Origin of the sequence: Paenibacillus kyungheensis (genome assembly GCF_028606985.1) — a bacterium.
GTDB lineage: Bacteria > Bacillota > Bacilli > Paenibacillales > Paenibacillaceae > Saccharibacillus > Saccharibacillus kyungheensis.
Map to the genome: position 1 here is coordinate 2,742,112 of NZ_CP117416.1, position 25,513 is coordinate 2,767,624.

General features: G+C 39.6%; 22 protein-coding genes. 5 read left to right on the plus strand and 17 right to left on the minus strand.

The window, feature by feature from the left end; genetic code table 11:
• Positions 1-20: 20 nt before the first annotated feature.
• The 4 genes from PQ456_RS11655 to PQ456_RS11670 form a co-directional block, all read right to left on the minus strand.
• On the minus strand, positions 21-1,073 hold the full coding sequence (locus PQ456_RS11655) for an aldo/keto reductase (RefSeq protein WP_273612430.1): 1,053 nt from the start codon (positions 1,071-1,073) through the stop codon (positions 21-23).
• 186 nt (positions 1,074-1,259) lie between these two features.
• Positions 1,260-2,057 (minus strand): helix-turn-helix transcriptional regulator, encoded by a 798-nt coding sequence (locus PQ456_RS11660; RefSeq protein ID WP_273612431.1) that lies wholly within the window; start codon positions 2,055-2,057, stop codon positions 1,260-1,262.
• 32 nt (positions 2,058-2,089) lie between these two features.
• On the minus strand, positions 2,090-2,989 hold the full coding sequence (locus PQ456_RS11665; RefSeq protein ID WP_273612432.1) for a fumarylacetoacetate hydrolase family protein: 900 nt from the start codon (positions 2,987-2,989) through the stop codon (positions 2,090-2,092).
• An 83-nt stretch (positions 2,990-3,072) separates the two neighbouring features.
• Complete coding sequence (locus PQ456_RS11670) at positions 3,073-3,384, minus strand: L-rhamnose mutarotase (protein WP_273612433.1); 312 nt, start codon at positions 3,382-3,384, stop codon at positions 3,073-3,075.
• Positions 3,385-3,790: 406 nt separating this feature from the next.
• Between PQ456_RS11670 and PQ456_RS11675 the strand changes: the two genes are divergently transcribed.
• The 3 genes from PQ456_RS11675 to PQ456_RS11685 are packed head-to-tail and all read left to right on the plus strand — an operon-like array spanning position 3,791 to position 6,506.
• Positions 3,791-4,915 (plus strand): ABC transporter ATP-binding protein, encoded by a 1,125-nt coding sequence (locus PQ456_RS11675; RefSeq protein WP_273612434.1) that lies wholly within the window; start codon positions 3,791-3,793, stop codon positions 4,913-4,915.
• Positions 4,915-5,568, plus strand: coding sequence for an ABC transporter permease (locus PQ456_RS11680; RefSeq protein ID WP_273612435.1), 654 nt, complete (start codon positions 4,915-4,917; stop codon positions 5,566-5,568). The genes PQ456_RS11675 and PQ456_RS11680 overlap by 1 nt, the downstream gene beginning before the upstream one ends.
• Positions 5,569-5,594: 26 nt before the next feature.
• Positions 5,595-6,506 (plus strand): glycine betaine ABC transporter substrate-binding protein, encoded by a 912-nt coding sequence (locus tag PQ456_RS11685; RefSeq protein ID WP_273612436.1) that lies wholly within the window; start codon positions 5,595-5,597, stop codon positions 6,504-6,506.
• Positions 6,507-6,581: 75 nt separating this feature from the next.
• Here the strand turns inward: PQ456_RS11685 and bshB2 are convergent, their stop codons facing one another.
• The 8 genes from bshB2 to PQ456_RS11725 form a co-directional block, all read right to left on the minus strand.
• Positions 6,582-7,274 (minus strand): bacillithiol biosynthesis deacetylase BshB2, encoded by a 693-nt coding sequence (bshB2, locus tag PQ456_RS11690; protein ID WP_273612437.1) that lies wholly within the window; start codon positions 7,272-7,274, stop codon positions 6,582-6,584.
• Positions 7,274-7,618: a YojF family protein gene (locus PQ456_RS11695; RefSeq protein WP_204824056.1), complete on the minus strand. Its 345-nt coding sequence runs from the start codon at positions 7,616-7,618 to the stop codon at positions 7,274-7,276. Before PQ456_RS11695 ends, bshB2 begins: the two co-directional genes overlap by 1 nt.
• Before the next feature lie 300 nt (positions 7,619-7,918).
• Positions 7,919-9,085 (minus strand): rhamnogalacturonan acetylesterase, encoded by a 1,167-nt coding sequence (locus tag PQ456_RS11700; RefSeq protein ID WP_273612438.1) that lies wholly within the window; start codon positions 9,083-9,085, stop codon positions 7,919-7,921.
• A gap of 255 nt (positions 9,086-9,340) precedes the next feature.
• Positions 9,341-9,769, minus strand: coding sequence for a universal stress protein (locus PQ456_RS11705; RefSeq protein WP_273612439.1), 429 nt, complete (start codon positions 9,767-9,769; stop codon positions 9,341-9,343).
• 171 nt (positions 9,770-9,940) lie between these two features.
• Positions 9,941-11,032 (minus strand): YhgE/Pip domain-containing protein, encoded by a 1,092-nt coding sequence (locus PQ456_RS11710; RefSeq protein ID WP_273612440.1) that lies wholly within the window; start codon positions 11,030-11,032, stop codon positions 9,941-9,943.
• A gap of 98 nt (positions 11,033-11,130) precedes the next feature.
• Positions 11,131-11,562, minus strand: coding sequence for a MarR family winged helix-turn-helix transcriptional regulator (locus PQ456_RS11715; protein ID WP_273612441.1), 432 nt, complete (start codon positions 11,560-11,562; stop codon positions 11,131-11,133).
• Positions 11,563-11,650: 88 nt separating this feature from the next.
• Complete coding sequence (locus PQ456_RS11720; RefSeq protein ID WP_204824052.1) at positions 11,651-11,902, minus strand: YolD-like family protein; 252 nt, start codon at positions 11,900-11,902, stop codon at positions 11,651-11,653.
• 182 nt (positions 11,903-12,084) lie between these two features.
• The gene (locus PQ456_RS11725; RefSeq protein WP_273612442.1) at positions 12,085-14,043 is read right to left on the minus strand and encodes a glycoside hydrolase family 127 protein; all 1,959 of its coding nucleotides are present in this window, start codon (positions 14,041-14,043) and stop codon (positions 12,085-12,087) included.
• A 203-nt stretch (positions 14,044-14,246) separates the two neighbouring features.
• Here PQ456_RS11725 and PQ456_RS11730 point away from each other — a divergent pair, with 203 nt between their 5' ends.
• Entirely contained in the window at positions 14,247-15,578 is a 1,332-nt protein-coding gene (locus PQ456_RS11730) for an MATE family efflux transporter (protein ID WP_273612443.1), read from the plus strand.
• A gap of 112 nt (positions 15,579-15,690) precedes the next feature.
• Here the strand turns inward: PQ456_RS11730 and PQ456_RS11735 are convergent, their stop codons facing one another.
• Complete coding sequence (locus tag PQ456_RS11735; protein ID WP_273612444.1) at positions 15,691-16,455, minus strand: SDR family NAD(P)-dependent oxidoreductase; 765 nt, start codon at positions 16,453-16,455, stop codon at positions 15,691-15,693.
• A gap of 206 nt (positions 16,456-16,661) precedes the next feature.
• Between PQ456_RS11735 and PQ456_RS11740 the strand changes: the two genes are divergently transcribed.
• Positions 16,662-18,329 (plus strand): GGDEF domain-containing phosphodiesterase, encoded by a 1,668-nt coding sequence (locus PQ456_RS11740; RefSeq protein WP_273612445.1) that lies wholly within the window; start codon positions 16,662-16,664, stop codon positions 18,327-18,329.
• A 116-nt stretch (positions 18,330-18,445) separates the two neighbouring features.
• Here PQ456_RS11740 and PQ456_RS11745 read toward each other — a convergent pair whose 3' ends face one another.
• The 4 genes from PQ456_RS11745 to PQ456_RS11760 all read right to left on the minus strand — a co-directional run bounded on the left by PQ456_RS11745 (position 18,446) and on the right by PQ456_RS11760 (position 25,511).
• Positions 18,446-20,578 (minus strand): glycoside hydrolase family 6 protein, encoded by a 2,133-nt coding sequence (locus tag PQ456_RS11745; protein WP_273616305.1) that lies wholly within the window; start codon positions 20,576-20,578, stop codon positions 18,446-18,448.
• 466 nt (positions 20,579-21,044) lie between these two features.
• The gene (locus PQ456_RS11750) at positions 21,045-22,007 is read right to left on the minus strand and encodes a hypothetical protein (protein ID WP_273612446.1); all 963 of its coding nucleotides are present in this window, start codon (positions 22,005-22,007) and stop codon (positions 21,045-21,047) included.
• Between the two features lie 368 nt (positions 22,008-22,375).
• Positions 22,376-24,406, minus strand: a complete 2,031-nt coding sequence (locus tag PQ456_RS11755; RefSeq protein ID WP_273612447.1) for a Na+/H+ antiporter — start codon at positions 24,404-24,406, stop codon at positions 22,376-22,378.
• A 193-nt stretch (positions 24,407-24,599) separates the two neighbouring features.
• The gene (locus tag PQ456_RS11760) at positions 24,600-25,511 is read right to left on the minus strand and encodes an ABC transporter permease (protein WP_273612448.1); all 912 of its coding nucleotides are present in this window, start codon (positions 25,509-25,511) and stop codon (positions 24,600-24,602) included.
• Positions 25,512-25,513: the final 2 nt, after the last annotated feature.

A 25,513-nucleotide genomic window follows, 5' to 3' on the forward strand; every position in this document is an offset into this window, starting at 1 on the left:
TTTTTTCAGTGTAATGTATATCACGAACGAGGGTGACGTACCTGTTGCAATTGTTCTGTTCTTACCTGACTTACCATATCCATCATCCAACCCGGGTATTCACTAGGAATCTGGCTGATCTTATCGAGTGTCTGCAATTCTTCTTCAGAAAATACAATATCGACTGCACCTAGATTATCTTCTAATTGATGCATTTTCTTAGTACCTATGATAACGCTGGTCACTGCACGCTGATGTAGTAACCAAGCTAGAGCAAGCTGAGCTACGGATGCTTCTTTTTGCTTAGCCATCTCGATCAAAGTATCAATAATATCATACGCACGATCTTTATCTACAGGTGGGAAATCAAACTCATTTCGTCGACTGCCTTCAGAATTTTGTTGATCGCGTGTGAACTTACCGCTTAACAAACCTCCTGCAAGTGGACTCCATACAAGCAATCCCATATCATTATGACTATGTAGCATCGGGATAATCTCGCGTTCTAACTCACGACCGGCAAGGGTATAATACGCTTGCGTAGAGACAAACTTTTCAAGTCGATGTTGATTAGAAATGCCGATAGATTGAGCGATCTGCCATGCTGCCCAGTTGGATACACCAATATATCGAACTAATCCTTGTCGTACAAGATCAGTTAATGCTTGTAACGATTCTTCGATAGAAGTTGCAGGATCGAATCCATGAAGTTGATACAGATCAATATGATCCATTTGTAGACGTTCCAGACTGTTTTTGACACCATCCATAATATGATTGCGAGAAGAACCTTTCTGATTAGGAGAAGACCCCATCACTCCGAAAACTTTAGTTGCAATCACCACTTCTTCTCGTTTGACGCCCAAGTTGCGTAACGCTTGTCCGGTGATTCTTTCTGAATTGCCTTCTGAGTAAATATCTGCGGTATCGATAAAGTTAATTCCTGCTTCCAAAGCACGTGCTAGTAAAGTATCTGCTTCTTCTTGCTGCACTTTACCAACTACATCAAAATTTGCTCCTCCTCCGAACGTCATTGTGCCAAAACATAATTCAGATACAAATAGCCCGCTAGGACCTAATTGATTATAGCGCATATATATTTCCTCCTATTCAATTCATAACATAGATTGGTTACCTTCTATATCCTATCCTCTATTGATATACACAACCAGAGTACGCTTATACTAGTAAAAAAACTAACAGGCAACATGTAAGCTACGTGTTGGTTTGGAAAATAGATAGAAATAAGATATAGCGTTACTATACGGATAGACGGACTGTTACGATACTGGCGAATAGATGCACATATGATAATTTGGATTGTTATCCAGTGTAGAGACCGAATTGGAATCAAAAGCAATAGATTTCTGAGCATCAGGCATGTAAATGTGTAACAGACATGCTTTTTGAATTTGAACACGATGGAGATTCCAGATGGATTCAAATTCAGGACTATCTAGACAAAGACGCTGTACAAATTCTCTAAAAAAAAGATTTTCGGGATGCCGATCATAATAACCACGATATACAGCTACACAACTGATAGCATACTCTTCCCAATTTCCAATACGACGACGAAAATCTTCATTTAAAAATACCACTCGCATAAAAAAGCGTTCTTCGGGTGGCATCTGATCTAGATTCGAAAATAGTGTATTTGCCGCCGGGTTCCAAAAAACAAACTCTGACATATGATTGGTAATAATTGATGGGGAGTGAAGTTGATTAATAATCAATTGCCACTCCGAACTCAAAGCTGTTGTCACATTAGAAATAGTTTCAGGTTCATTTGGATTCCAGAGCTGAAGCAAATGTATTCTTTCATCAGGATTCAATTGTAGCGCTCTGGCTATATTCTCAATCACATCCCTTGAAGCTGTCACATCTCTTCCCTGCTCTAACCACGTATAATAAGTAGCACTGACACCGGCAAGCACTGCGACTTCTTCCCGGCGTAGCCCGGGGGTTCTACGTTGACCGTAAGAATGACTGAATCCTGCTTGCTCTGGTTGTAATTGATAACGGCGTGATTTGAGGAACATTCCTAGTGTTCTCAGTTTGGTATTTTCTTGGATCATAGCGATCCCTCCTGTGCCTTACAAAATATCTTTTAATGCTGTTCAGCAGATACAAATGTATTGCTCAATCTGCCTAGCTTTTCAATCTCAATTGTGACCTGATCACCTGACGTTAACCAGACTCTATCCTGTTCCGGCTGTCCCAAAATCACTCCTTCTGGTGTACCGGTCAAAATAATATCACCAGGATGAAGTACCATATGCTGAGATAGATAATGAATAATATAACGACAATCGAAGATCATATCGGATGTATTGGAATGTTGAACTTGCTCTCCATTCAAATAAGCACTGATCTGTAACTGGTTAGGATCGCCTACTTCATCTGCGGTTACAAGATAAGGGCCAATCGGGGCAAAACGAGGACAGGTTTTACCAAGTAACCATTGACTGGTGAGCATCTGTAGATCGCGAGCAGATACATCATTAGCCGCACAATACCCAAAAACATAATCGAGGGCATCTTCTGTACTCACCCCACTTGCTTGCTTACCGATTACAATACATAATTCAGCTTCATAATCGACTTGTGTACTGGATTGTGGCAAAGGCACTGATTGCAGATGACCTGCGACTGCATCAGAGAATTTGCTAAATACTACAGGTGTTTGCGGAATAGGTGCATTCGTTTCCTCTGCATGGCGACGATAATTCAGACCAATACAGATTACTTTCCCGGGATTCGGTACAATAGGAAGCCATTCAATATCTTGTTCCGCTATCGCTTGATTCATAAGTTCTGTGGTGTGTTGTTCTAGAATATGTTGAATCTGAGTATGTAGTTCAGGTTGAGACCAGAGATCGTCAATGATAACAGGAAGGGATAGTGAGGAAGAAGCAAAACGTTGTAGTGCAGACATAGGTACGATTACATCATCCAATGCAATCCCAATCTGCGGCTGTTGTTGATAACTAAAATGAACATATTTCATATAAGAACACCTCCAACACTAATCATGACAGGCTGAAGGCGTTCTTTCAACTATTGTCTATCTTCTATGAATAGAAATGTAGGTTAAGAATGATAATGAAATACTTCAGGAATCACTTCCGATGTCGTTCCTTGCTGATTAGGAATTAACATATCAGCCATAAATTGCTGCCAGCGCTGATTGGCAGGATGTACTGCCAGTTGATCCATAGCTTGTTGATAATTGTCCACTTCCATATAAGCAAATAAAGTACCTTCATGTAGAAAAATACTATACGTATGAATACCTACCTCACCAAACGCTTGCAGTAGCTCTGGATAGACGGCTTGATGACGCTCAATGTATTGTGCTTGATCTTGCGGATCAATATGTAAAACAAATGAAACTCGTTCCATATTCAACATCCTTCCTCAATAATTTATTGTATCTACCACTCTTAAATTGTAAGCGTTATCCATTTAATAATCAAAAGACTTTTCCTACTTATTTTAGACATTTTTCGACTACTTTAATAAATTTATGACTTTATATATTGTTTCAAATTAATAAATTAGGTCTAAATACATGGAGCTCAGTTAATTGTTATATGTATGATGAACTGTTCGCAAGATGCCTCTTCGTGTGACGCTATACTATGTTCATTTTGATATGAAATAGCATACTAATGATCAACCCACCCCTTTTTCGATCAGAATCATTATTGGAATGTCAATGGTTGTACATACGATAGTTATAGCTTACATCCAAGCAGCTATAAGGTAACGTAAACAAAAAAAGAAATAAGATAAAGGAGTAAAATTTATGATTAAATTTGAAAATGTAAGCAAAACGTATCCCGATGGTTTTCAAGCTGTAAAATCACTTAACTTTGAAATCCGTGATGGTGAGTTTCTAGTCTTTATCGGTCCCAGTGGATGTGGTAAAACAACAACGATGAAAATGATCAACCGTCTCGTCTCTCATACAGGAGGCACTTTATCTGTAAATGGCAAAGATATCAAAAAGCAAGATGCAGTGAAATTGCGTCGTACGATGGGCTATGTTATTCAACAAGCTGGATTGTTCCCCCACTATACGATTGAGCAAAATATCGCGCTAATGCCTGAACTTAAAGGCTGGGATGAACAGAAGAAAAAAGCTCGTGTGATCGAAATGCTTAATCTGGTTGGGCTTGACCCTGAATTATTTGCGAAACGCTATCCAAAAGAATTATCCGGTGGACAGCAACAACGTGTTGGTGTAGCCCGCGCGCTTGCAGCTGACCCTGATATTGTACTGATGGATGAGCCTTTTGGAGCACTTGATCCGATTACACGAGAACAATTGCAAGATGAACTACTACGTCTGCAACGTGATTTGAAGAAAACAATCGTTTTCGTTACTCATGATATGGACGAAGCTTTGAAATTAGGTGATCGCATTGCTGTTATGAAAGATGGCGAATTGTTACAGCTTGATACTCCTGATATGTTGTTGCGTGAACCATCCCATGGTTTTGTAGAAGAATTTATTGGCAAAAACAGATTGTACCAGAATCCAGAGTACATTCCGGTTACGGATCTTATGCGTAAAGATCCATCGACTTCTCTTCCAGATCGTACACCTGCCAAAGCAATTACTTTCATGCGTCAACGCAAAACAGATACATTATTGATCACCGATGCACAAGGGATCTTACTTGGAGTCGTATCTGCATACGATGTTCTTGCTAACATCGATACTGTAGCGACAATTGGCGAAATTATTAAGCCAGTACTTCATATATTAAAACCAACAGATACAGCGCAAGATGCGCTATTAAATGTAGTAGAAGCAAAAAACGGCATTCTACCTGTCGTAGATGAACAAGGAAAATTGGTAGGTATAGTGACTCGTGGTACTTTGCTGACGATGTTTGCTAATCACTGGGCTGGAGGCGAAGTATAATGGAAAACATATCGTTGTGGGAGCAATTTATCCGTCAGTTCAATCTTCGTGGCCCTGAGCTACTTGGAGCGACCGGCGTTCATATTAAATTAGTATTAATCTCGATGTTAATCGCTATTGTGGTAGGTGTACCCGCAGGTATTCTTGTTGCACGTATCAAAGGTCTGCGTACACCGATTATTGGCGTAGCTAGCATTTTGCAGACCATTCCAGGTCTTGCTCTACTCGGCTTTATGATTCCAATCTTCGGGATCGGTACGATTACAGCAGTAGCCGCATTATTCTTGTATTCTCTACTTCCTGTTATTCGTAATACATTTACAGGAATCAAAGACGTAGATCCAGCGATTATTGAAGCAGCCAGAGGCATGGGCTTAACCAGTCGTCAAATCCTTTTCCGTGTTCAGCTTCCGCTTGCTTTGTCTGTGATTATGGCGGGAATCCGCACAGCTACCGTTATTAACGTAGGTACAGCGACGTTAGCTGCGTTTATAGGTGCAGGTGGTTTAGGAGACTTTATCTTCCTTGGTATTACTCGTAATATCGATGCCCTTATTTTGTTAGGTGCTATTCCTGCGGCAATCCTTGCATTGGTATTTGATTACTTGCTGGGATTGGTAGAACGTTGGACAACGCCACGAGGATTGAGATAAGGAATCTGAACGCAGGAGGAATAGTGATGAAGCTAAATAAACGCCTGAGCATGTTATTGATCTGTATATTGACTACAACTGCTCTGCTAACGACAGCCTGTAGCAACTCGGCAGCTACTGAAGGAACGACCGGTGGAGAAATCACTATCGGTTCCAAAAACTTTACCGAAAATATTGTACTGGCTTATCTAATGGCAGATATGATTGAAAACCGTACAGGTATTAAAGTAAATCGTAAAGTGAATCTAGGCGGATCAAGTGTTGCCTGGACAGCTCTTCAAAATAACAATATTCAATTGTACCCTGAATATACAGGAACGATTGTTGCCAATTATTATCAGCAAGAGACGACAGATTCCAAAGGAACATTAGCAAGCGCCAAACGTTTGATGAAAAAAGACGATTTGCAATTTATTGCTCCGTTTGGATTTAGTAATACGTATTCTCTAGCTGTTAATCAAGAAACAGCGCAAAAGTACAATTTAAAAACGTTTAGCGATCTAGCGAAAGTATCGCCTAATCTCGAATTAGCCTCTGAATTTGAATTTACTGATCGTGCAGATACGTATCCTGGATTGAAGAAAAAATACAATATGATCTTCAAAGATGTTAGAGGTATGGATCAAGGCATCAAGTACCGCTTGATTGCTCAACATGATACTGATGTTGTTAGTGTCTACTCTACCGATGGTCAGATCAAAATCAATAATCTATTTGTTCTTAAAGACGACAAGAACTTTTTCCCACCTTATGATGCAGGTGTAGCTGTTCGTTCTGAGACACTACAGAAATATCCAGCAATCAAAGGCGCTTTAGAAGCATTACAAGGCAAAATCACTGAACAAGATATGCAAATGATGAATGCTAAAGTGGATCAAGGTTACCGCGAAGATGATGTAGCTCACGAATTTCTTGTTTCTAAAGGATTAATTAAATAACGATAAAAAGCAGTCATCCCCTTCTTATTCGCATAGGAAGGAATATGACTGCTTTTTTTGTGTTAACGATCTATATTAAATCTGATGTGTCCAGAAGCGTTCTTTACCGAAACGCTCTTTGATTTCTTTATCTTTTAATGGGTTCTGACCTAGCATTTCAACCGCTTGAAATTGAGAACGGTGTGCCTGGATCGATTTCATTTTATTTTCTAAATAATCACTTACATCATTTTCGATATCAGGTTGCCCGAGTTCAGCATAGCAATTTTTAGAAAATGCCATCGTATGCAATAACGGACGTTCTGCTTGAGGTAGACGTTCTACTGCACGTACAACAGCCGCTCCTGTAGCATCATGGTCTGGATGAACGCTATACCCTGGAGAGAATGTAACGATCAATGCAGGCTTGAGTTCAACGATCATATCGTAGATAGTACCATCCAGTACTTCTTTTACTTCAAATTCAATTGTTTTGTCATGGAAACCAAGCATACGCAAATCTTGAATACCGATCGCTTGTGCAGACTTTTCCAATTCGCCTTTACGAATAGTAGGCAATCCGATACGGTTTGTAAAAGGAGGAATCCCCATATTACGTCCCATTTCACCAAGAGTTAGACAAGCATAAGTGACTTGACCTCCGCCAGCAATATGTTTGGCAAGGGTACCGGATAAGCTGAATGCCTCATCATCAGGATGTGGCAATACGACAAGGATACGAGAATCAGCAGGAATAAGAGAGAATGTTGTTTTTTTATTATTGTCCATTAGAAAGGCTCCTTACTTAGTTGCAAGGCAACTACTAATTTACCTTGAGTATCATGACCAGCTAGAATAAGACGCTCTTGCTCGGTTTCTTCATAATGGGTTAATCCTTCGGAATACACCCAACCTAGCTCTGTTTTGAGCCCTACACGATAAGGACCTTCACCAGAGATAGAGCCATGAATATAACGCAACGTCGCATTGCTGATAAAGGTTGCTGCTGGATGCTTGGTGCTATCCAGATGAGCCGCATATGCTCCAGTGGTCATTTCCAAATGAATATACAAATCTTGATCTTGTAGATCATCGATTCGTTGTTGAATCAAAGTTGGTTCGATAAGTAACATAATATATCCTCCATCAGGTCTGATCTTTTATAGCCAAAGATCGGATTAAGTTATTCATAACATTAAAAGGCTAATCGTATATAGTCTACCTTTCAAAGTACTTCATAGCAATACTTAAGGTATTATACTATAATTTCTTTAGTTATGTATCAACATCCTTACACCAAAAATCACCCAAACCCTTTTACGTTAACAAACGAAGAAGGGTCAGGTGATTTTTTTATTTATGATTGTCATGTATAGCAAATACAATCATCGAATCATACATTATCACTAATCATCAATACGACGACTACACAATCAGTACAATCCTTGAGCTTTCATGTTGTCTACTACAATACGAGCTAATTCCGTAGCACCTGCATAATTAGGATGCAACGTATCCCCATTCATATACAGAGCAAGTGTTGCATTCGCACCAATTGAAGTGAAATAAGAAGAACTGAGTACATTAAGATCGATTAACGGTACTTGTTCTTCTTTCGCTAATGCAACAGTAGCTGCCCGATACCAACGACCTTCTGCGTTATGAACACCTGAACTATTGAAGTCTGTAGCTCTTCCTTGAGGTGTAGATAAGATAACAGTTGCTCCTTTGGCTTTGACTTGCTTCACCATATCGCGCATAATCTCTTTAAATTGTGCTTCTGTTGTATTATTTTTGGCATTCGTATCATTAATACCAAGCTGTACTATAAAGTAATCGCCCGGTTTGATGTATTTCAAAATTGCTTCAAGCTGTCCATCATCACGAAATCCACGTGCAATCTGTCCACCGGATGCCATATTACGTACCAGGTAATCATTTGGGTTGATGAATTTAGATAACATTTGCCCCCATCCACCCTGTACACTATTAGCTAAAGGATAGTAGTTAGCTACTGTCGAATCACCGCCTACATAGATCGTAGGGTGTGTTGTAGGATTAGTAGAGACTTGAGTAATCTCTAATGCGCTTAATGTAAATGCTGCTCCTACTTTGCCTTCTGTTACTAACAGATTAAGTTGACCATCTGTAATCGGAATCTGAAATTGATCGGTGGCAAGATCACCTGTCATATTAATAAGCTGATATACTCCTTCTGCTGCTACACTAGAACGAGAAGTATTGCCGAGCGTTACTTTCACTTCATACAATCCATTTGGCAAATCAACATTAAATGTATTATTACTTTTCGTTCCGAATGTTACAAATTGAACAGCATCGCTACCTATACCTGTTCCTGAAGCAGATACATTTTTGATATTTGCAGGTGTATTGAATCCATATCCCGTAGAAGCATTATACGCAGTCGAAGCTTGAACGCCTGTATATCCTGATGTAACGCCACCAGCGCCAAAATCAAATTTGTAAGCGGTTGCAGAAGCGTGTACAGAAGATGATTGTCCCCAACATGTACTTAGTAGTGCTCCTACCAATAATATACAGCTTATTGTGCTCCATTTGCTTCGAGATTTGCTTTTCATTATCCATCCTCCTCTAAAATGTTAACGTTTTCATTACTGTGTTACTTATTCGCCTGACAAAAGAAGTTATCCTTTATATCGATCAAAATATCATTTATCAAAATCTAGAAATAGTCGGTATAAGAATATAGATACTCTATAATCTCATCAGATTACAAAGTAAAACGATACGCCAAATATCCTGCTCTCCCAAAGGAACAAGATATTGGCTATCTATCTTTATTTATTAATCATGAGTTATTGCATCTAACTTGTTTACTTCACAATCATTACTGGAGATTTGGCACGTTGCGTTACATAATGACTAACACTACCCATTACGAATTCACTCACTGTCCCTAATCCGCGACTACCCATAATAATAAGATCGGCTTCAATACGATCAGCGTACTTAACGATACCTTTGCCTGCACTTCCTTGAATAACAGTAGCTTGAGCATTCGGAATGGTTGAGATCAAGCGACGAAGATTAAGGCGTACATCCTCTTCTTCATGGTCAAAATAAGATTCCAGTTCATGAGTAGGAATCACTAACGGCTGTTCTAAGATTTCTGTAGAAGTCGAATCCACATACAATACTTCAATTTGAGCGTTGAGCTCTGTTCCTAGACTGACTGCTTTTTCCAACGCTTTTTGAGAGTGTTCTGAGCCATCATAAGGAACGAGAATGTGTGATAATGACATGGTTAACGCCTCCTTTTGGAATAGTACAGATCATTGATAAGCAAAAATCTTATTCAGTGCGCCGTAACATTTGGCAATATAGATGCTTTTTTTGGATAAAAATCATAGAGCATTCCTTCAAAGCAACTATCTGACCAAATGTCTTGCTGTAGACTTGCCTTTCCCTTCAGCTTAGTGGCTACCTGCTGGATGACTTATAGGGCTTGAAGCTGGCTTGACCAGCGCTGTACGAATCCATGTGATTCCAAAAGTAACAATAGCAATCCATAGTAAGTGAATCACAAATGAGGAAACAGAAGCCCCACTATAAATTAACCTTAAATAGCCCTGTATAGCATTCGGAGCCGGTAAAAAATATCCTATATTTCGATATAAAGGAGATAACATAGCAGCAGGGATAATATTTCCGGCTGTCATCAACTGAAGCGGGATCAGCGCCACATTGAATAATGGAGCGACATTGCCGAATAAAGCGAATGCCATCTGTGTAACAGCAATACAAGAAATATAGACCAACAGATGAAAACTCCACATTTGCCAGAACGAAGCAACCGTATCTGCAAATAGCGATGCTACTGTAGTAATCACGAATGAAGCGACTACAGAGATCACAAGCAGTAATATCTGTCTGCCCCAAAAGATCTGCCACTTACTATGATCACGCTTTAACATCATAGATGCAATATTTAATTGGATATTCATGGTCATTACACCAACATATGTGACGAAACCTAAAATCATCGGCAACATCGAAATTGCAAAATTTGAAATATCATGTGTTTTGACAATATTAGTGGTGACGATTTCTTGATGAACATCTGCAAAAGCATGTTCTCCAATAGTAGAGGAAATTTGCGTAGCAGAACTTTGAACGATCGATTTGGCAATATCGGAATTACCTTGATTGATATAATAATTCATTTGAGTCGTTCCGTTCGATGCGACATCTTCTGTAAAATGAGCCGGAATCGAAATGATCATCGTTAGATCACCATTGTCCATTTGTTGCTGTGCTGTAGTTAATGAATCATAAGATTGGGTCTGATAAGGCACACCTGTCGTGATCGCTTGAGCGATACGTTCGCCTTGTTGTCCATCTTCATTAACAATTCCAACAACCAGTTGATCTACTCGTTCGGTGGCTCCATGATATCCAGTCATCCAAAATAATAAAAATACCAAAGGTACAAAAATAGAAAACACAATCCCTACTTTGGTCTGTGTAATCCCTAAAAAATCTTTAAACGTTTTGAATACAGTCATTTGTTTTCCTCCAACTATCTTTTCTCTTTTTTTAAATACATGCATAGGATATAAATGGTTGTGCATGTATTAGGTCAAAAAATATCCAGCTGACAAAATCAGCGGGATAAATGTTCAAACGTCTGATTGATCATCGCAATAAATTGCTTGGTTTGTTCCGGCGTGAACAATGCGTTAATCTCATCATCCACTTCTTGCATAATCGGCTTGGTCTGCTGAATTAATTCGTGCCCTTTTGTTGTTAAATGTAGCAATACTGCCCGGCGATCTGAAGGATCAACCGTGCGTGTGAGCAATTTTTTATTTTCCAGACGATCCAATGTTTTGCCGATACTGGTCTGGTCTTTGGAATTTAACTCTGCTAATGCTTTCTGTGAGATACCATCATGACTGACCAGATTATTAAGTACACCAAATTGCTCTGGAGTAATATCATAATCAAGTAATAAATGAGATGCTTTTTTCTTATAGGATAAATAGGTTCGAGATAATAACAAACCTAACGGGTTCTGCTCTTGATTAAATGGCATGATTATCCTCCTAAAAAAATACTAGCATAGCCGACTATCGACTATGCTAGTATATTCTGGTTATGAAGGATTTGTCAAAGGTATTTATTTAATCTCTTGGATAGTTCACACCCATGATATCCATAAATTTCACTTTGTTTACTTCTTCTTCATATTGTACATGTACTCGACCTGTACGTGGATCCATATTTACAATCTGACCGCGTACAGGTTCTTCTGCACCCCACACTGTCAGCAAAATTTCCGATTTCTCTTGATAGGCTTCAGTAAGTTGATTACCAATTTCTTCTAGTGCAAATTCATCCCGTGTTGGACGTTTTGCTACCTTTGCTTTAGCCAAAATAAACCCCCCTTTACACTTCTCTATTCTATTTTACATTTAACTTGATATCGATACAATAGTTTACACTAAAAAATAAGCACAAACGTTCGCTTTTTTTGATAATTTGACATTTTTTCATCTGATTTTCTGCAAAATAAAGAGGCACGACATTAATATATCGTACCTCTTGGGTTATGTGGTTAGTTTTTACGAATCCAGACAGCCATATCGCCTTCACCACGATTCGCCCAGAGAAAGTAAGGAATCGCTGTAAAAGGCTGTTCTTGAATGGTAGGAGGACTGTCTTGGTACAAATGGTCATCCCAATCACTGGTCAGCTCACGAGTCGCTGTACCTTCGATCACCACAGCTCCACCTAATAATTCAGCATCAAATCGCGTCGTTAATGATTGCGCTGGATCAATGGATAATGCAGAGATTAATTCTCCATTATCTGCTTGCTCCAGACAGTAGACCAGTGGCCCATGTTGTAAAGCGATTTTGCCAGAAGCAGCGCGCAATCTAGGATGGCTATGAATCACTTGCACATGCATCTTCATATTCCACTCTACACGATCATCTACCGACCATTCTCGCTGAATATAGATATATCCATCCTGTACAAGCGATTGATATTCAATAGACTCACCGTTGATCGTTAGCGAAGCTTTTTTGCACCATCCCGGTAAACGTAAAGCCAATGTAAAAGATTGTGGTTGTTCCAATTGGAATGAAAAGCTTGTCGCCCCATTCCATGGATATCCACTTTCTTGCTGGATCACAACCGATTGCTCGCCAACTGTTAACTCTGCTTCGCCACCAATATAAAGATGTGTATAGATCGTATCTTGATTGGTGCTGTAAATGTATTGCCCTAATGAACTTACAAGACGTGCAATATTAGGAGGACAGCAAGAGCAACCAAACCATTTCTGACGAACAGGCTTCACATGATGCTTGCCTGGGTTATGATGACAAGCAGATGGCCATACTTCCAATGGATTCACATAGAAATAATGTTTACCATCCTGTGCCATTCCGCCTATCACTGTATTATAAAGCGCGCGCTCTAACACATCAGCATACTCACCTTTGGCTTCAATCTGCAACATCCGATGTGCAAAAAAGACAATTCCTACCGCAGCACAAGTCTCCGAATATCCACTATCATTAGGCAGATCGTAATCGATTGTGAATGCTTCACCATGATGAGTAGAACCGATCCCTCCAGTCACGTACATTTGCTTGTGTACCATGTTATTCCATAAAGTCTGACATGCTTGATAAAGACTAGTATCTCCTGTTAATCCAGCAAGATCAGCCATCGCTGTGTACATATAGACCGCGCGAACAGCATGCCCTACTGCTTCTTTTTGCTCTCGTACCGGAACATGTGCCTGACTATATTGAAGATTGATATCATTTGTTTTGCCTACAAAAAAGTTGATCCGATCCCGTTGCTCCCATTCTTGTTCTAGAAAGTTAGGTTGTTGTCCGCGCTCATCAATAAAAAATTGACTCAATTGCAAATACCGTTGTTCTCCTGTAAGACGGTACAATTTAACAAGCGCAAGTTCGATCTCTTGATGACCATCGTATCCGCGTAATTGACCTTCACCTGTTCCAAATACAGTATCAATATAATCTGCTAGACGGCAGACCACATCGAGCAGTTTCTTTTTACCTGTTGCTTGATAATAAGCAACTCCTGCTTCAATCATATGCCCGGCGGTATATAGTTCATGACAATCGGCTAGATTGGTCCAGCGCTTATCCGGTTCTTTAATTGTAAAATATGTATTCAGATAGCCATCTTCACCCTGTGCTTCTGCAACAAGATCAATCACTTGATCGGTCAAGCGCTCTAACTCTGCATCAGGATGAGTCATTAACGAATAGCCAACCGCTTCAATCCATTTCGCTACATCTGTATCTTGAAAAACAAATCCGTTAAATTGCCCTTCTTTACGACCAGCAGCAATTTCAAAATTCTGAATAGCATAACTAGGTTCAGCATCAGCAATACGGTCATGCAGAGCATCATACTGATAAGGAATCACTACCTGACGCACCAGATCATTGTATTTTGTCCAAAATTCATCTACGATACGAACTTCTTTAGGTGTAACCGTATTGAGCACTTTATTTACAGTAGACATTAAGTATTCTCTCCTTTAGATAGGTTCTATTGGATATGATTTCACTTTAAAATGAGTACGCTTTCAAAATAATTGTTTATGTTATCATTAATTAATATCATATTTGTTAACGATATACAATCATTTCATCTATAAATTAGATCACTACATAGAGTTATAGTTTAATCGTAGTTATTTCGATTAATTTATGGTATAACAAAAGTATGAAACCATTACAATCTTCTACTCCATTACATTATCGTAGTTATCTTGCTTTGAGTATTCCGTTAATTATTTCTACAGTTACTACTCCTTTACTTGGTGCTGTAGATACCGCTGTTGTTGGTCATTTATCAAGCAGTATTTACATAGGTGGCGTTGCGATTGGTACCCTTATTTTTAATACGTTATACTGGCTATTTGGCTTTCTGAGAGTAAGCACTTCTGGATTTGCAGCCCAAGCCAAAGGAGCCGGACAATTAGAACGGGGCTTTTCTGAACTGGTACGCCCTACTATTATTGCTATCCTGATTGGCTTCTTTTTTGTGGCGTTGCAGTATCCTATTTTGCAAGGAGTGCTGGCATGGATCAGACCGGGTGCTGATATTCGTGAGCAAGCTTCTATTTATTTTCATATTCGTATCTGGGGCGCTCCGGTTACATTGCTTAATTATGTTATTCTAGGCTGGCTTATTGGTATGGCACATGTAAGGCAGACTTTGTTTTTGCAGATCGGTATTAATGTGCTTAATATGATTCTGGCGATTGTATTTGTACATGTGTTCCACTGGCAAGTCGCAGGTGTAGCTTCTGCTACATTGATTGCAGAGATAGCAGGTCTGGTGTTCGGAATTGTATTGATCTGGCGCTCACCTTATTTTAAATGGGGATCGATCTCTCAAGCAGGTGTGTTTAATCGCGAAGCATTGCGCCGTATGATTAGTGTAAATAGTGATCTATTTATCCGTACAATCTGCTTATTGGCTATGTTCAATATATTTACAGCAAATAGTACTTCGTTTGGACCCGAAATGCTGGCAGCTAATGCGATTTTATTGCAAGTTCATTATATTATGGCTTACTTTTTCGATGGCTTTGCCAATGCCAGTAGTATCTACGCTGGACAAGCTGGAGGTTCTCGTAATCCACTGCTGTTACGGCAGACCATTCGGTGGTCGTGGTATAGCTCATTTCTACCCGCTGTACTCATTGTGCTACTCTACTGGATATTCCATGAGCAGTTATTAGGATTATTTACAGATTCAGCGGCCACGATTGCACTTGCGAATGAATATAGCTTCTGGTTATTATTATTTCCTTTAGTTACAGGTGCAGGTCTGGTATTCTATGGTTTATTTACAGGATTATCTGTAACAGCTCCTATTCGCAACTCGATGATCATTTCGTTTGTATTGTTTCTAGTAGTTCTCTGGATAGCTGTACCGGTATATGGTAATCATGGATTATGGCTAGCCTTTATCGCATTCGGTCTGGGACGAAGTGTATTTTTATTAATCCGTCTGCCTCGATTACTGCAAGCTATTCCTGATCAATAATCTATGTTTTTGTAAAAGAAATGCACAACAACATAGCAAAAATAGGCACCTTATAAATAGGGTGCCTATTTTTATACAAATATGGTACATTATATATGTTATTAACGGACTTTTAAAATTCTTGCTGTGTCGGACGAATCAACACTTCATTAATAGCCACATGTTTGGGACGAGTCACCACATATTCAATAGCATCTGCAATATCTTGTGCTTCTAGTGGTGTAATATTACCAAATAGTTTGCCCATATCTTCCATTACTTCAGAACGTACATGAGAAGACAACTCGGTCTGTACTACACCTGGCTCGATCAATCCTACACGCACACCGCGACCTGTTACTTCTTGACGTAACGCTTCACTAAATGCAACAACTCCAAATTTGGTCATATTGTATACAGCAGAACCTGCACCAGCACGACGACCTGCAACCGAACTAATATTGATCAAGTCAGCGACCTGACGATCAGATTGCTCTGCGGCTTTGAGTAAGTGTGGTAAAGCAGCATGAGAGATATGCAGTAATCCATTCACATTAATAGATACCATGCGTTCCCATTCTTCAGCAGGAGCATTCTCTGCTGGCCCCAATAACATCACACCTGCATTATTGACTACAATATCAAGACGGTTATATTTGCTGATTGTTTGTTCAATCGCTTTTTGAGCTTGGGCTTGATCTGTAATGTCTGCTTCAATAACAAAAGCGGAACCGCCTTGTTCGCTAATTTCTGTAGCCAATTGATCCAGACGATCTTTACGACGTGCTACCACGACTACAGTTGCTCCTTGTGCAGCTAGAGATTTAGCTGTTGCTTCCCCTATTCCGCTACTTGCTCCTGTAACTAATGCTACTGTTCCTTGTAGTTTTTGTGCCATGTATAACACTCCTTTATGCAGATTAAAATACACATATCTATAGTAATATACCCCTATTCAGAAGAACACAATCAAATTTGGAACAATTCATTTAAAAAAAGAAGTTAACCTTTTCTTCATATCTGCTCTATACATACCGATTAAACCTAGTATATATTAAAAATAATTTTAAGATTATGATCAGTATGGTAAAGGAGTGGACCTAAATGAATAGCGAAGATTCACTGATTCATCCGCTTCTTAAGTTAGCTTTTGATGCTATGGAAGATCTAGTGTATATTATGGCTGTCCAAAATCGACAATTTGTATATTGTTATGTTAATCGAAAAGCAGAATTGTTCAGTGGAATCTCGAAAAAGGATATCGGAAAAAACTTTTTCGATCTTTATAGTGAACGCAATCAGTATGAAATGGCTCAGTATTTGCATAACAAATATTCTAAAGTACTGGTACAAGCGCAAAGTGTACGTTTTGATGAAGGTCATTTGTTACCTACAGGAACGTTAAGTGGAGATAGCATTATCTCGCCTATTTTCAATGAGAATCAGACGATCACTCATCTAGTCTGTATTACTCGAAGCTATGAAGAACGCCATCAATACAAAGAAAAAATGCAGTATTATGCTTTCCATGATGAATTGACTCAATTATTAAATCGACGTTTTTTGTATGAGTTTGTTACTCACCCTGCGTATTTATTTATGTTTGATATAGATAATCTCAAATATGTAAATGATACACTTGGCATGGAAAGCGGCGATGCTCTATTGGTCGAAGTGGCAGGTCGACTTAAACGTAATTTCAGTTCGGAATATATCAGTATTCGTCTTAGCGGGGATGAGTTTATACTGGTGTCTAATCGCCAACAAGAACATCCTGAACAGATGGCTCAGATTATTATTTCTTTAATGAATGAACCGTTCACCTTTAACAATCGTCAGATCAAAATCAATGTGAGTGTAGGTATTGCTTATTTCTCAGAAGATATCAATATTTCTATCGCGTTACGACGTGCAGATATTGCGCTTTTTCATGCCAAAACAAGCGGTCGTAACAAACATCATTTATTCTGTGAAAAAACGCAGTATGAACAGGTTGTTCGCTTTAATTATGAGTTAGCATTGAATAGTTGTCTCGAAAAAGAAGAATTACAACTGTTGTATCAGCCGATTTATGGGAACAAACAAAAACAAGTGGTAGCTGTAGAAGCATTATTACGTTGGAAAAAAGATCATAAATATATGGTCTCGCCTGCTGACTTTATCCCGATAGCAGAACAAACAGGTCTGATTATTCCTATAGGCGAATGGGTGATTCGTCAGGCTTGTCATGATCTTGCTATCGTTCAAGCCAAGTATGGACAACAGACCAAGATTGCGATTAACATTTCTAGAATCCAGTTAAGTGAGCCTGATTTTATAGATCGTATTAATCAGATTCTGCAAGAAGAGCAAGTTGATCCTCAGTATATTGATCTTGAAATTACAGAAAGTGTGGCTATGATTGATACCGTTAGTGAATGCTCTTCTCTACTTCAGTTACGTGAGCAAGGATATACGATTTCGATAGATGATTTTGGTACTGGTTATTCTTCATTGAGCACATTAACCCGCCTGCCGGTCGATAATATCAAAATAGATCGTTCTTTTGTAGCTCAGATGAATCCTCCTGTATTAAAAGCATTGCTCGCAATGGCAGAAGCTTTGGAGTTGCATGTGGTTGCTGAAGGTATTGAAGAAGAAGATCAATGGAGAAAGTTGTTAGAGTTAGGTTGTAACGATTTTCAAGGATATTGGATCAGTTATCCGATGCCACTTGAGAACCTGCCAGATCTACCTCAATTTCTGTCGTCTGTACCGACCGATTATGTATAACAATTAGAATGCTTCTATATATGCGTAAACAAAAGACCTTATCCATTATAGGAGTAAGGTCTTTTGCTATTGATTATACTGTTAATCCAAGCATGATTAGGAGCGAGTACGATTGATTATTGTGCTACTCCCCATGCTAATGTACCGCCTTTGTATAGTGTTACTTTGTTCCAATCAGCATATGCTGTTTTGGTAGCATCGAATGAATAATCGTTGCTTTCATCCATTGGGGACCAATCATTTTTAGCCATACGAAGCTGGATATCTCCTGTTTGCGCTCCTGGTTGAAGGGCTCCAGCTCCAGAAGTGAATCCAACTTCGACATAATTAGGGGTAAATGTAGTCGTTACATTACTTTGACCCACTTGCGCCCAATCAACCCACGCTGTCATATCAGCCGATCCATCTTTGGAGAAATAGTAGCGCAATTTGAGATCGCTAAGATTGACAGCAGCCGTACCATTGTTTTTGATATTAAAATAAGGTTTGATCTGGCTATCATTAACATTGGTATCTCCTGCACGATATTGTACGACTAGATCACCGACAGGTGTAGGTGTTGGCGTAGTTGGATCTGTAGGAGTCGGTGGTGTAGTGGTCGTAGCTTGTGGCTTAGCACTCACTACAGTCGAATTCACACTCGAACCTACTGTGTTATTTGCAGTGATAGCATAGTAATACGTTGTGCCATTGGTTACGGCTTTGTCTGTGTATAATGTGGTTGTAACATTAGCCCCTACAGTTGTAAAAGCACCTGTAGCGCTGGTTGCTCTTTTGACAGTATAACTTGTTGCTCCTGTGACAGAAGACCAGTTTAATTTGACCTGACTATCTGCAGCAGTTGCTTTGACACCTGTTGGTGCCGTTGGCGCAGTTACAGGAGGAGTTGTAGGCGTTGTAGTAGAACCACCTACAGCTGGATAAGCATTGTTGATCAACATAACGAATTGATCATGGAACCATGCACCAGAGATTGGAGCGTTAGGCAAAGCCCCTGTTAACACGCCATCTGCTGTAGTAAAGGTAGGATCACACATGCGGTCAAATCCTTTACCTTCATTGTTCGGAATTAGCGAGCTAGAACCATCCGATTCTCCTGGAGGTTTCACCCATACATAAGCATCCAAATGAGCGCCCGGAGCTGAAGTTGGAGCTACCCCAAGACCTGCTCCACTTGCATTACACCAGTTCCCACGATGATCGCGGCGGTCGACACGTCCAGAGTTGACGTACGTATTGATATCATTTCCGATAGCGGCTGTTGGGCGATTAGGGCCACCCCATCCGTTACGTCCAGTATCAATCAAGAATCCAATACTACTTGGCCAGCCGGCAGCGACAAAACCGTTATACAAAGCGCCTGTAAAATCGGCCTCATCAAAGTATGGATTCCATTCGTAGAATTTAGCCGATTTGATCGGTTGTCCACCGACATTCAGATCAGGATTCGGCAGATTAGGCTCATTAAGCGGTGTAGTATTCGCTGTATTGGTGACAAAGCCATCTACACTTGCTAGACCTGCTGTAGTACTTTGCACGACTTTCGTATACAAAGAGATAGTTGCTGTACGGTTGTTATCCCAACCCAACCAGCCAGAGTGACCGATATCTAGATAGTTGTATACATTTGGAATCGCATGAAGTTTGTTTAATGCGTATTTAACGCCTGCTTCATAGATACCTGTCGAGCTTGCTTGAGCACAACGTGCATCATTTAAGTTGGTTACCAGATTCGGTAAGCTGTCCGGTTCAATTACATTGACGATACGAATATCTTGATATTTAGGATTAGCGAAAATATCAGCGATCACATCAATATATTCAGTTTTGTATCGTTCTAAGCCTGCCGGTGTTAAAGGCAGTTCACCATTGGATGCTAAAGCATGACAATCGCGTCCAGGAAGATCATAGATAACAAAGCTTGCTGTGATTGGTGTATTTCCTTTTTTCTGTGCTAACGCAGCATCCAGATGTCCTTCCAAGCTAAGACGACCTGCATTGTTCGCACCACCGCCTATCGCGTCAATCCGATCTAACCAGACTGATGTAGGATAGGATTTTATGGTTTCCATTTTTGCTTTGAGTGAAGCATCACTTACTTTCGCAATTGAGGCATTAACTTCTTTGGCATAATCAGGATTCACATACGCAGTCGCGCCAACAAACGGATTATCGACATGAGCTTCGGCATAAGCAGCCGGTGTAGAAAGGATAGGTAAAAGACTTCCAGTTAATAGTGAAACGGCCATCGTGTATTTCAATGTTTGCCAGATACTTTTTTTGGATTTCAAAAAATTCACCTTTCTTTCTCAAGTAATTTGGTTGGATAGTGTTTATCCATTTCAAAAGTAAGCGTTATCTTTTTTCTGGATTAGCTTGCTTGTTCCCCTTCTGAATCACCTCCTCAGGGCTGATTATACTTAAAGTTTTTACTGGTGTAAATTGGTAATTATGGATTTTAATTGTTTATAATTTCAAAATTGTTAACGTTTTCATCGGTTTTTTTATATATCATAGTGACACTTATAAATGCTTATGCGGAATAAGTTATATCCCTTTAGAATAGACTTACTTTTCCACTTCCTAATTACCATATAATTCCATTAATAAATATATACTCTATCAGCGCAAAAAAAGTGCTTTTCCTACCCTCAGGCAAGAAAAGCACTTCATTTTATTTTAACATATAGACTCTATTTTAGAATCAAAAGTGTCTTATTGAGCGTTGATTGACCAGTTCGATACTGTTAATTTACCGTTACCACTCATTACATCTGTACCGAATTTCACGCCACTTACATAGTCAAAAGATTTCAATTCATTACGATCTAGCAAGTTTTTGATAAAATCAGAAATGTTTAAGTCTACGCTATCTGCATTTTCTGTTCTAACAAATGTGTACACATTGCCATCCATCGTATTAAAGTTGGATTGACCTTCCATATCGCTATTCATACCTTTGCGATATACATCCCAATTAGCGCCATCTAGACTCACTTTACCTAGAGATTCACCCCATGTTGCTGTCGTTGTGGTCATATCTTCATTGGTAGTTGCGGTAGAATCGTTTTTGTTTTCCATGACTGTAGAAGCATTTTGTGAAGTAGACGTTACTAATTTTACAATCGCAGATGGTTTAGATTCTGCTCCAGCCCATTGTGTATTATGAATAAATACAGTGTAACCAGTGCTGTAATCCCCTGTTGCGTTTTCTGTAGAATAACTTACAGAAGTATCAATGTCTTTCATTTGACTTTGACGAGAGCTAGAGCTTGAACTATTGTTGTTACGTCTGTTTTCATTATCTTTATAAATTTGTACAGGGAAATTACCTGCGTTCTCATAACCTGGTGTCCAATTCCAACCATAAGAGATCGCTGGTGAATATTGTGTACCTGTCATATCTTTGGCATAAGCCCAGTTATAACCGAAAGAGGAATTGGTATCATAGAAAATCGATTGTGCAGAATCTTGATTCTCACCTGTCATTGTATCTTTAGTCGTATTCATACCTGCCCAACCCGTATTAGCTAAGTATCCGTTGCTTCCCAAACTATAACTGTCATTCATGTTAGAAGACTCTGCTGCTGAAGCGGCACCTGGTAAAAGCAAAGACGCGCTAATTGCAAATGTAGCTAAAGCAAAAATAGGTTTTTTAAAAGTCGTTGATTTTTTCATGATGTTACCTCCAGTAGAATAATAGTTAGTAATAAATGAGGAACACAATCGATTGACATAGGTGTAGAAAGAACGATCCACTTTTTAACTGTGCACAAAATAAGCACAGTATAGTCCATAGTAGAACAATTGCTGCTCTCATTCTCTCTATTTTCAAATGAATAGGTCGTTTATCCCCAAGCATAACGTTAAATAACACTAGATCATGCTTCGGGATAAACGTTTCATTTGTATTAATCTTCTGTAATGTAGAAGATGTATCTATCGACTACTTCCTATTCATAACTTACCCAACCCTGGATTAAGATAACCGAATTTGATAACCATTTATTGTAAAATTTTTGTTTTGTCTTAAATTTGACATATTTTCAATTTTCCATCAGTATCCATTTCTCTAAATCTTGAACAAAATGGCGCATTTTACGAGCATGTTGACGATCAATTTCTCCACTCTCATACAGCTCTTGTACTTTATCGCGCTGATTCTGGATAGCCGTTGTAATCAGATCAAGCTTTCCTTTATCCAGTGTAATATCGGGTAACGCCTGCCCTGTCTGATATTGAATAGCATGGATCACTTTCTCATAGCGGGCGATAATTTTATTTGAAGCTAGTTGATTGCTTGGATTGATATGTTTTTGAATAGATTCTATCGCAGCAATCGATGTATGCAATTTGAGCTTTTTCAGCATATGCGTTCGCGCGGCTTCGTCTTGAGGTTCGAGCGATTCAGAATGTTCTACATTGTTCAGCGGGATCATGCCTTTCCACTTGTCCAGACATTCTGCAATCCCTGTATCTGATCGATCTCGAAGTACCGTCTCCAGACGATCTAATCGATATTCAAAAGTCATCGCCATCTCTGCTGTAATCTCACCACGATCACGTAATCGTCTTACTTCGGTTCGTTCTGCATGAATACCGTGTAGATAAATTTCCATCTCTTGAGGTCCCATGCCGTTGATCTCCATAATACGCTTTTGGAACGCATCGCTTTTGGACATATATCCTTTAACTTCAGCGATCAAATTACGGGCGGCTTCCTGATTGGAATCATTCATATTCGAATGAACCGATTGTACAGCCGCTTCTAGAATTTTTAGACGAATATCTTTTTCTGATTTTTTCTTTTTATCTGCCAGTGTGACGACAGGCTCAGGATCAGAAGATAATAATGGCAAGAAGATACTCGCTAATATAAGACTAAGCAAAATAACACCTGCTGCAATAAATAAGATCAATTCCCGCTCAGGAAATGCTGTTCCATCATTAAGCACATAGGGAATAGAGAAAGCAGCAGCTAACGTTAATGCTCCTCGAACTCCAGATAAAGAAGTTAACAATATTCCTCTCAGACTAGGTCGATTCGATTCAGAAGGTGTCTGTAACAAATAACGAACACTCCAGAAAGCATAAATCCAGATAAAGCGCAGTACATATAGAAGTAACGTAATAAGTACTACATAACCTAGTACACGCCCATTGTTGAAATTAACATTTTGGAATATCGTACCCATCACTTCTGGAATCTGTACGCCCAGTATCATAAACACCAAGCCATTTAGCACAAATACAAGCACAGACCATGTACTGGTAGATACCAGTTGCATTTTGAGTTGTACCGATTCAGCACGATCCCGCTCCATTGCATGCACAATACCGCCAGCGACAACTGCCAAGATGCCGGATACACCAATTTCTTCCGCCAGTAAGTAGATAACAAATGGAGTTAAGATTTGCCATAATACATGAACTGTAATATCTTCCATGCCCCAGCGTCGCAACCACACCTGACAACGAATAAGAATAAAAGACATCAATGCTCCAAGTGCCAGTCCACCAAGCGCTACAAGTATGAAGCTAAATGAAGCTTGCCATAATGAAAAAGTACCGGTGACAGTAGCAGCGACTGCAAATTTAAAAGCAACCAGACCAGAAGCATCATTAAGTAAAGATTCACCTTCTAATAGACGATGAATCGATTGTGGTAAATGTACACGCTTGGCAAGTGAACCTACCGCAACAGCATCTGTCGGCGACAAAATAGCCGCTAATGCAAAAGCCGCTGGTAAAGGAATACTTGGAATAAGACTATGAATCGCATAACCTGCAATCAACACCGTCGCAAATACAAGACCAAATGCTAGTGCGATAATCGGCACCCGCAGATTCCATAGTTCATCTCTTGGTGTTCGTCGTCCATCGTTATATAGCAACGGTGCAATAAACAATACAAGAAACAGCTCAGGATCAAGAGGTAACTCTACGCCTACAATCGAGACAATAATTCCGAGTGCAATCTGGAATAAAGGTACTGGAACCAGCGGAACCAGACGATTCAAAATATTAGAAATACCAATCATTAAAAGTAGTACAAGTACAGCGATAAAGTACTCCATAGCCTTCCCCCTCTTTTTACTCTATTCGATATGCAATAAATCTTGTCATTATTCCCCTTTACAGTCAAGAAAGAAACAATATTTTTGAACTCAAACAAACGTATACGCTACAACCGTATCCTTTAATGGACTTCGGTGTAGCGTATACGCTCTAATTTTGCATACTGCATAATTGCATAGACATAAGCATCGTCTAGGATTTTAGATAAGAGCTTTTGGGATCTAACCGATCTCTAAGATCATCTCCTATAATATTGATGGCCAGTACAAATACAGTAATCGCTAGACCGGGGAATGTACAGATCCACCATGCGACCGTAAGATAACCTCTGCCTTGAGATAACAATGCACCCCAATCTGGAATCTCATGAATCACTCCTAATCCCAGAAAGCTAAGCCCTGCGCCTGTAAGAATCGATGTACCCAGACCTAGCGTAGCCATCACGAGAATCGGTGAGACTGCATTAGGCAGGATATGCTTCCAGACTATACGTAGACCCGAAGCACCCAGCGAACGAGAAGCTTCTACATAACCACGACTGCGCAAACTTACCATTTGTCCACGTATAACGCGTGCATAACCCGGGATCGCTGATACTGAGATAGCGATAATAATATTGATAAGCCCGGGACCAAGTGCAGCAGCGATCGCTAATGCTAATAATACCCCCGGAATCGTCATCAGAATATCGATCAATCTCATAATCATCGTATCCAGTATGCCACCTCTATACCCTGCTAGCGTTCCTAGCAATACGCCTACAAGTACACCTATGACGACCGAACTGAATCCAATTAATAACGAATCCCGAGCACCATACACAACTAGACTGAATACATCTCTGCCAAAATAATCTGTTCCGAACCAATTGATCATATTCGGTGCTTGTAAAATGCGATCAGCTAGCATTTCTACAGGTGAGTATGGAGCGATCCACTGAGGTACAAGCGCGCACAATATGATAAATGCAATAATCAGCAATGCACCATACCACATATAACGATTGGCAACTGCTTGCCATGACCACTTCTGGACGACATTAGATTGAGCTTGCTTTGCTTCCCAGTCTGCTGTTAATGTAGCGGATGGTGTGATCTGCTTCATCG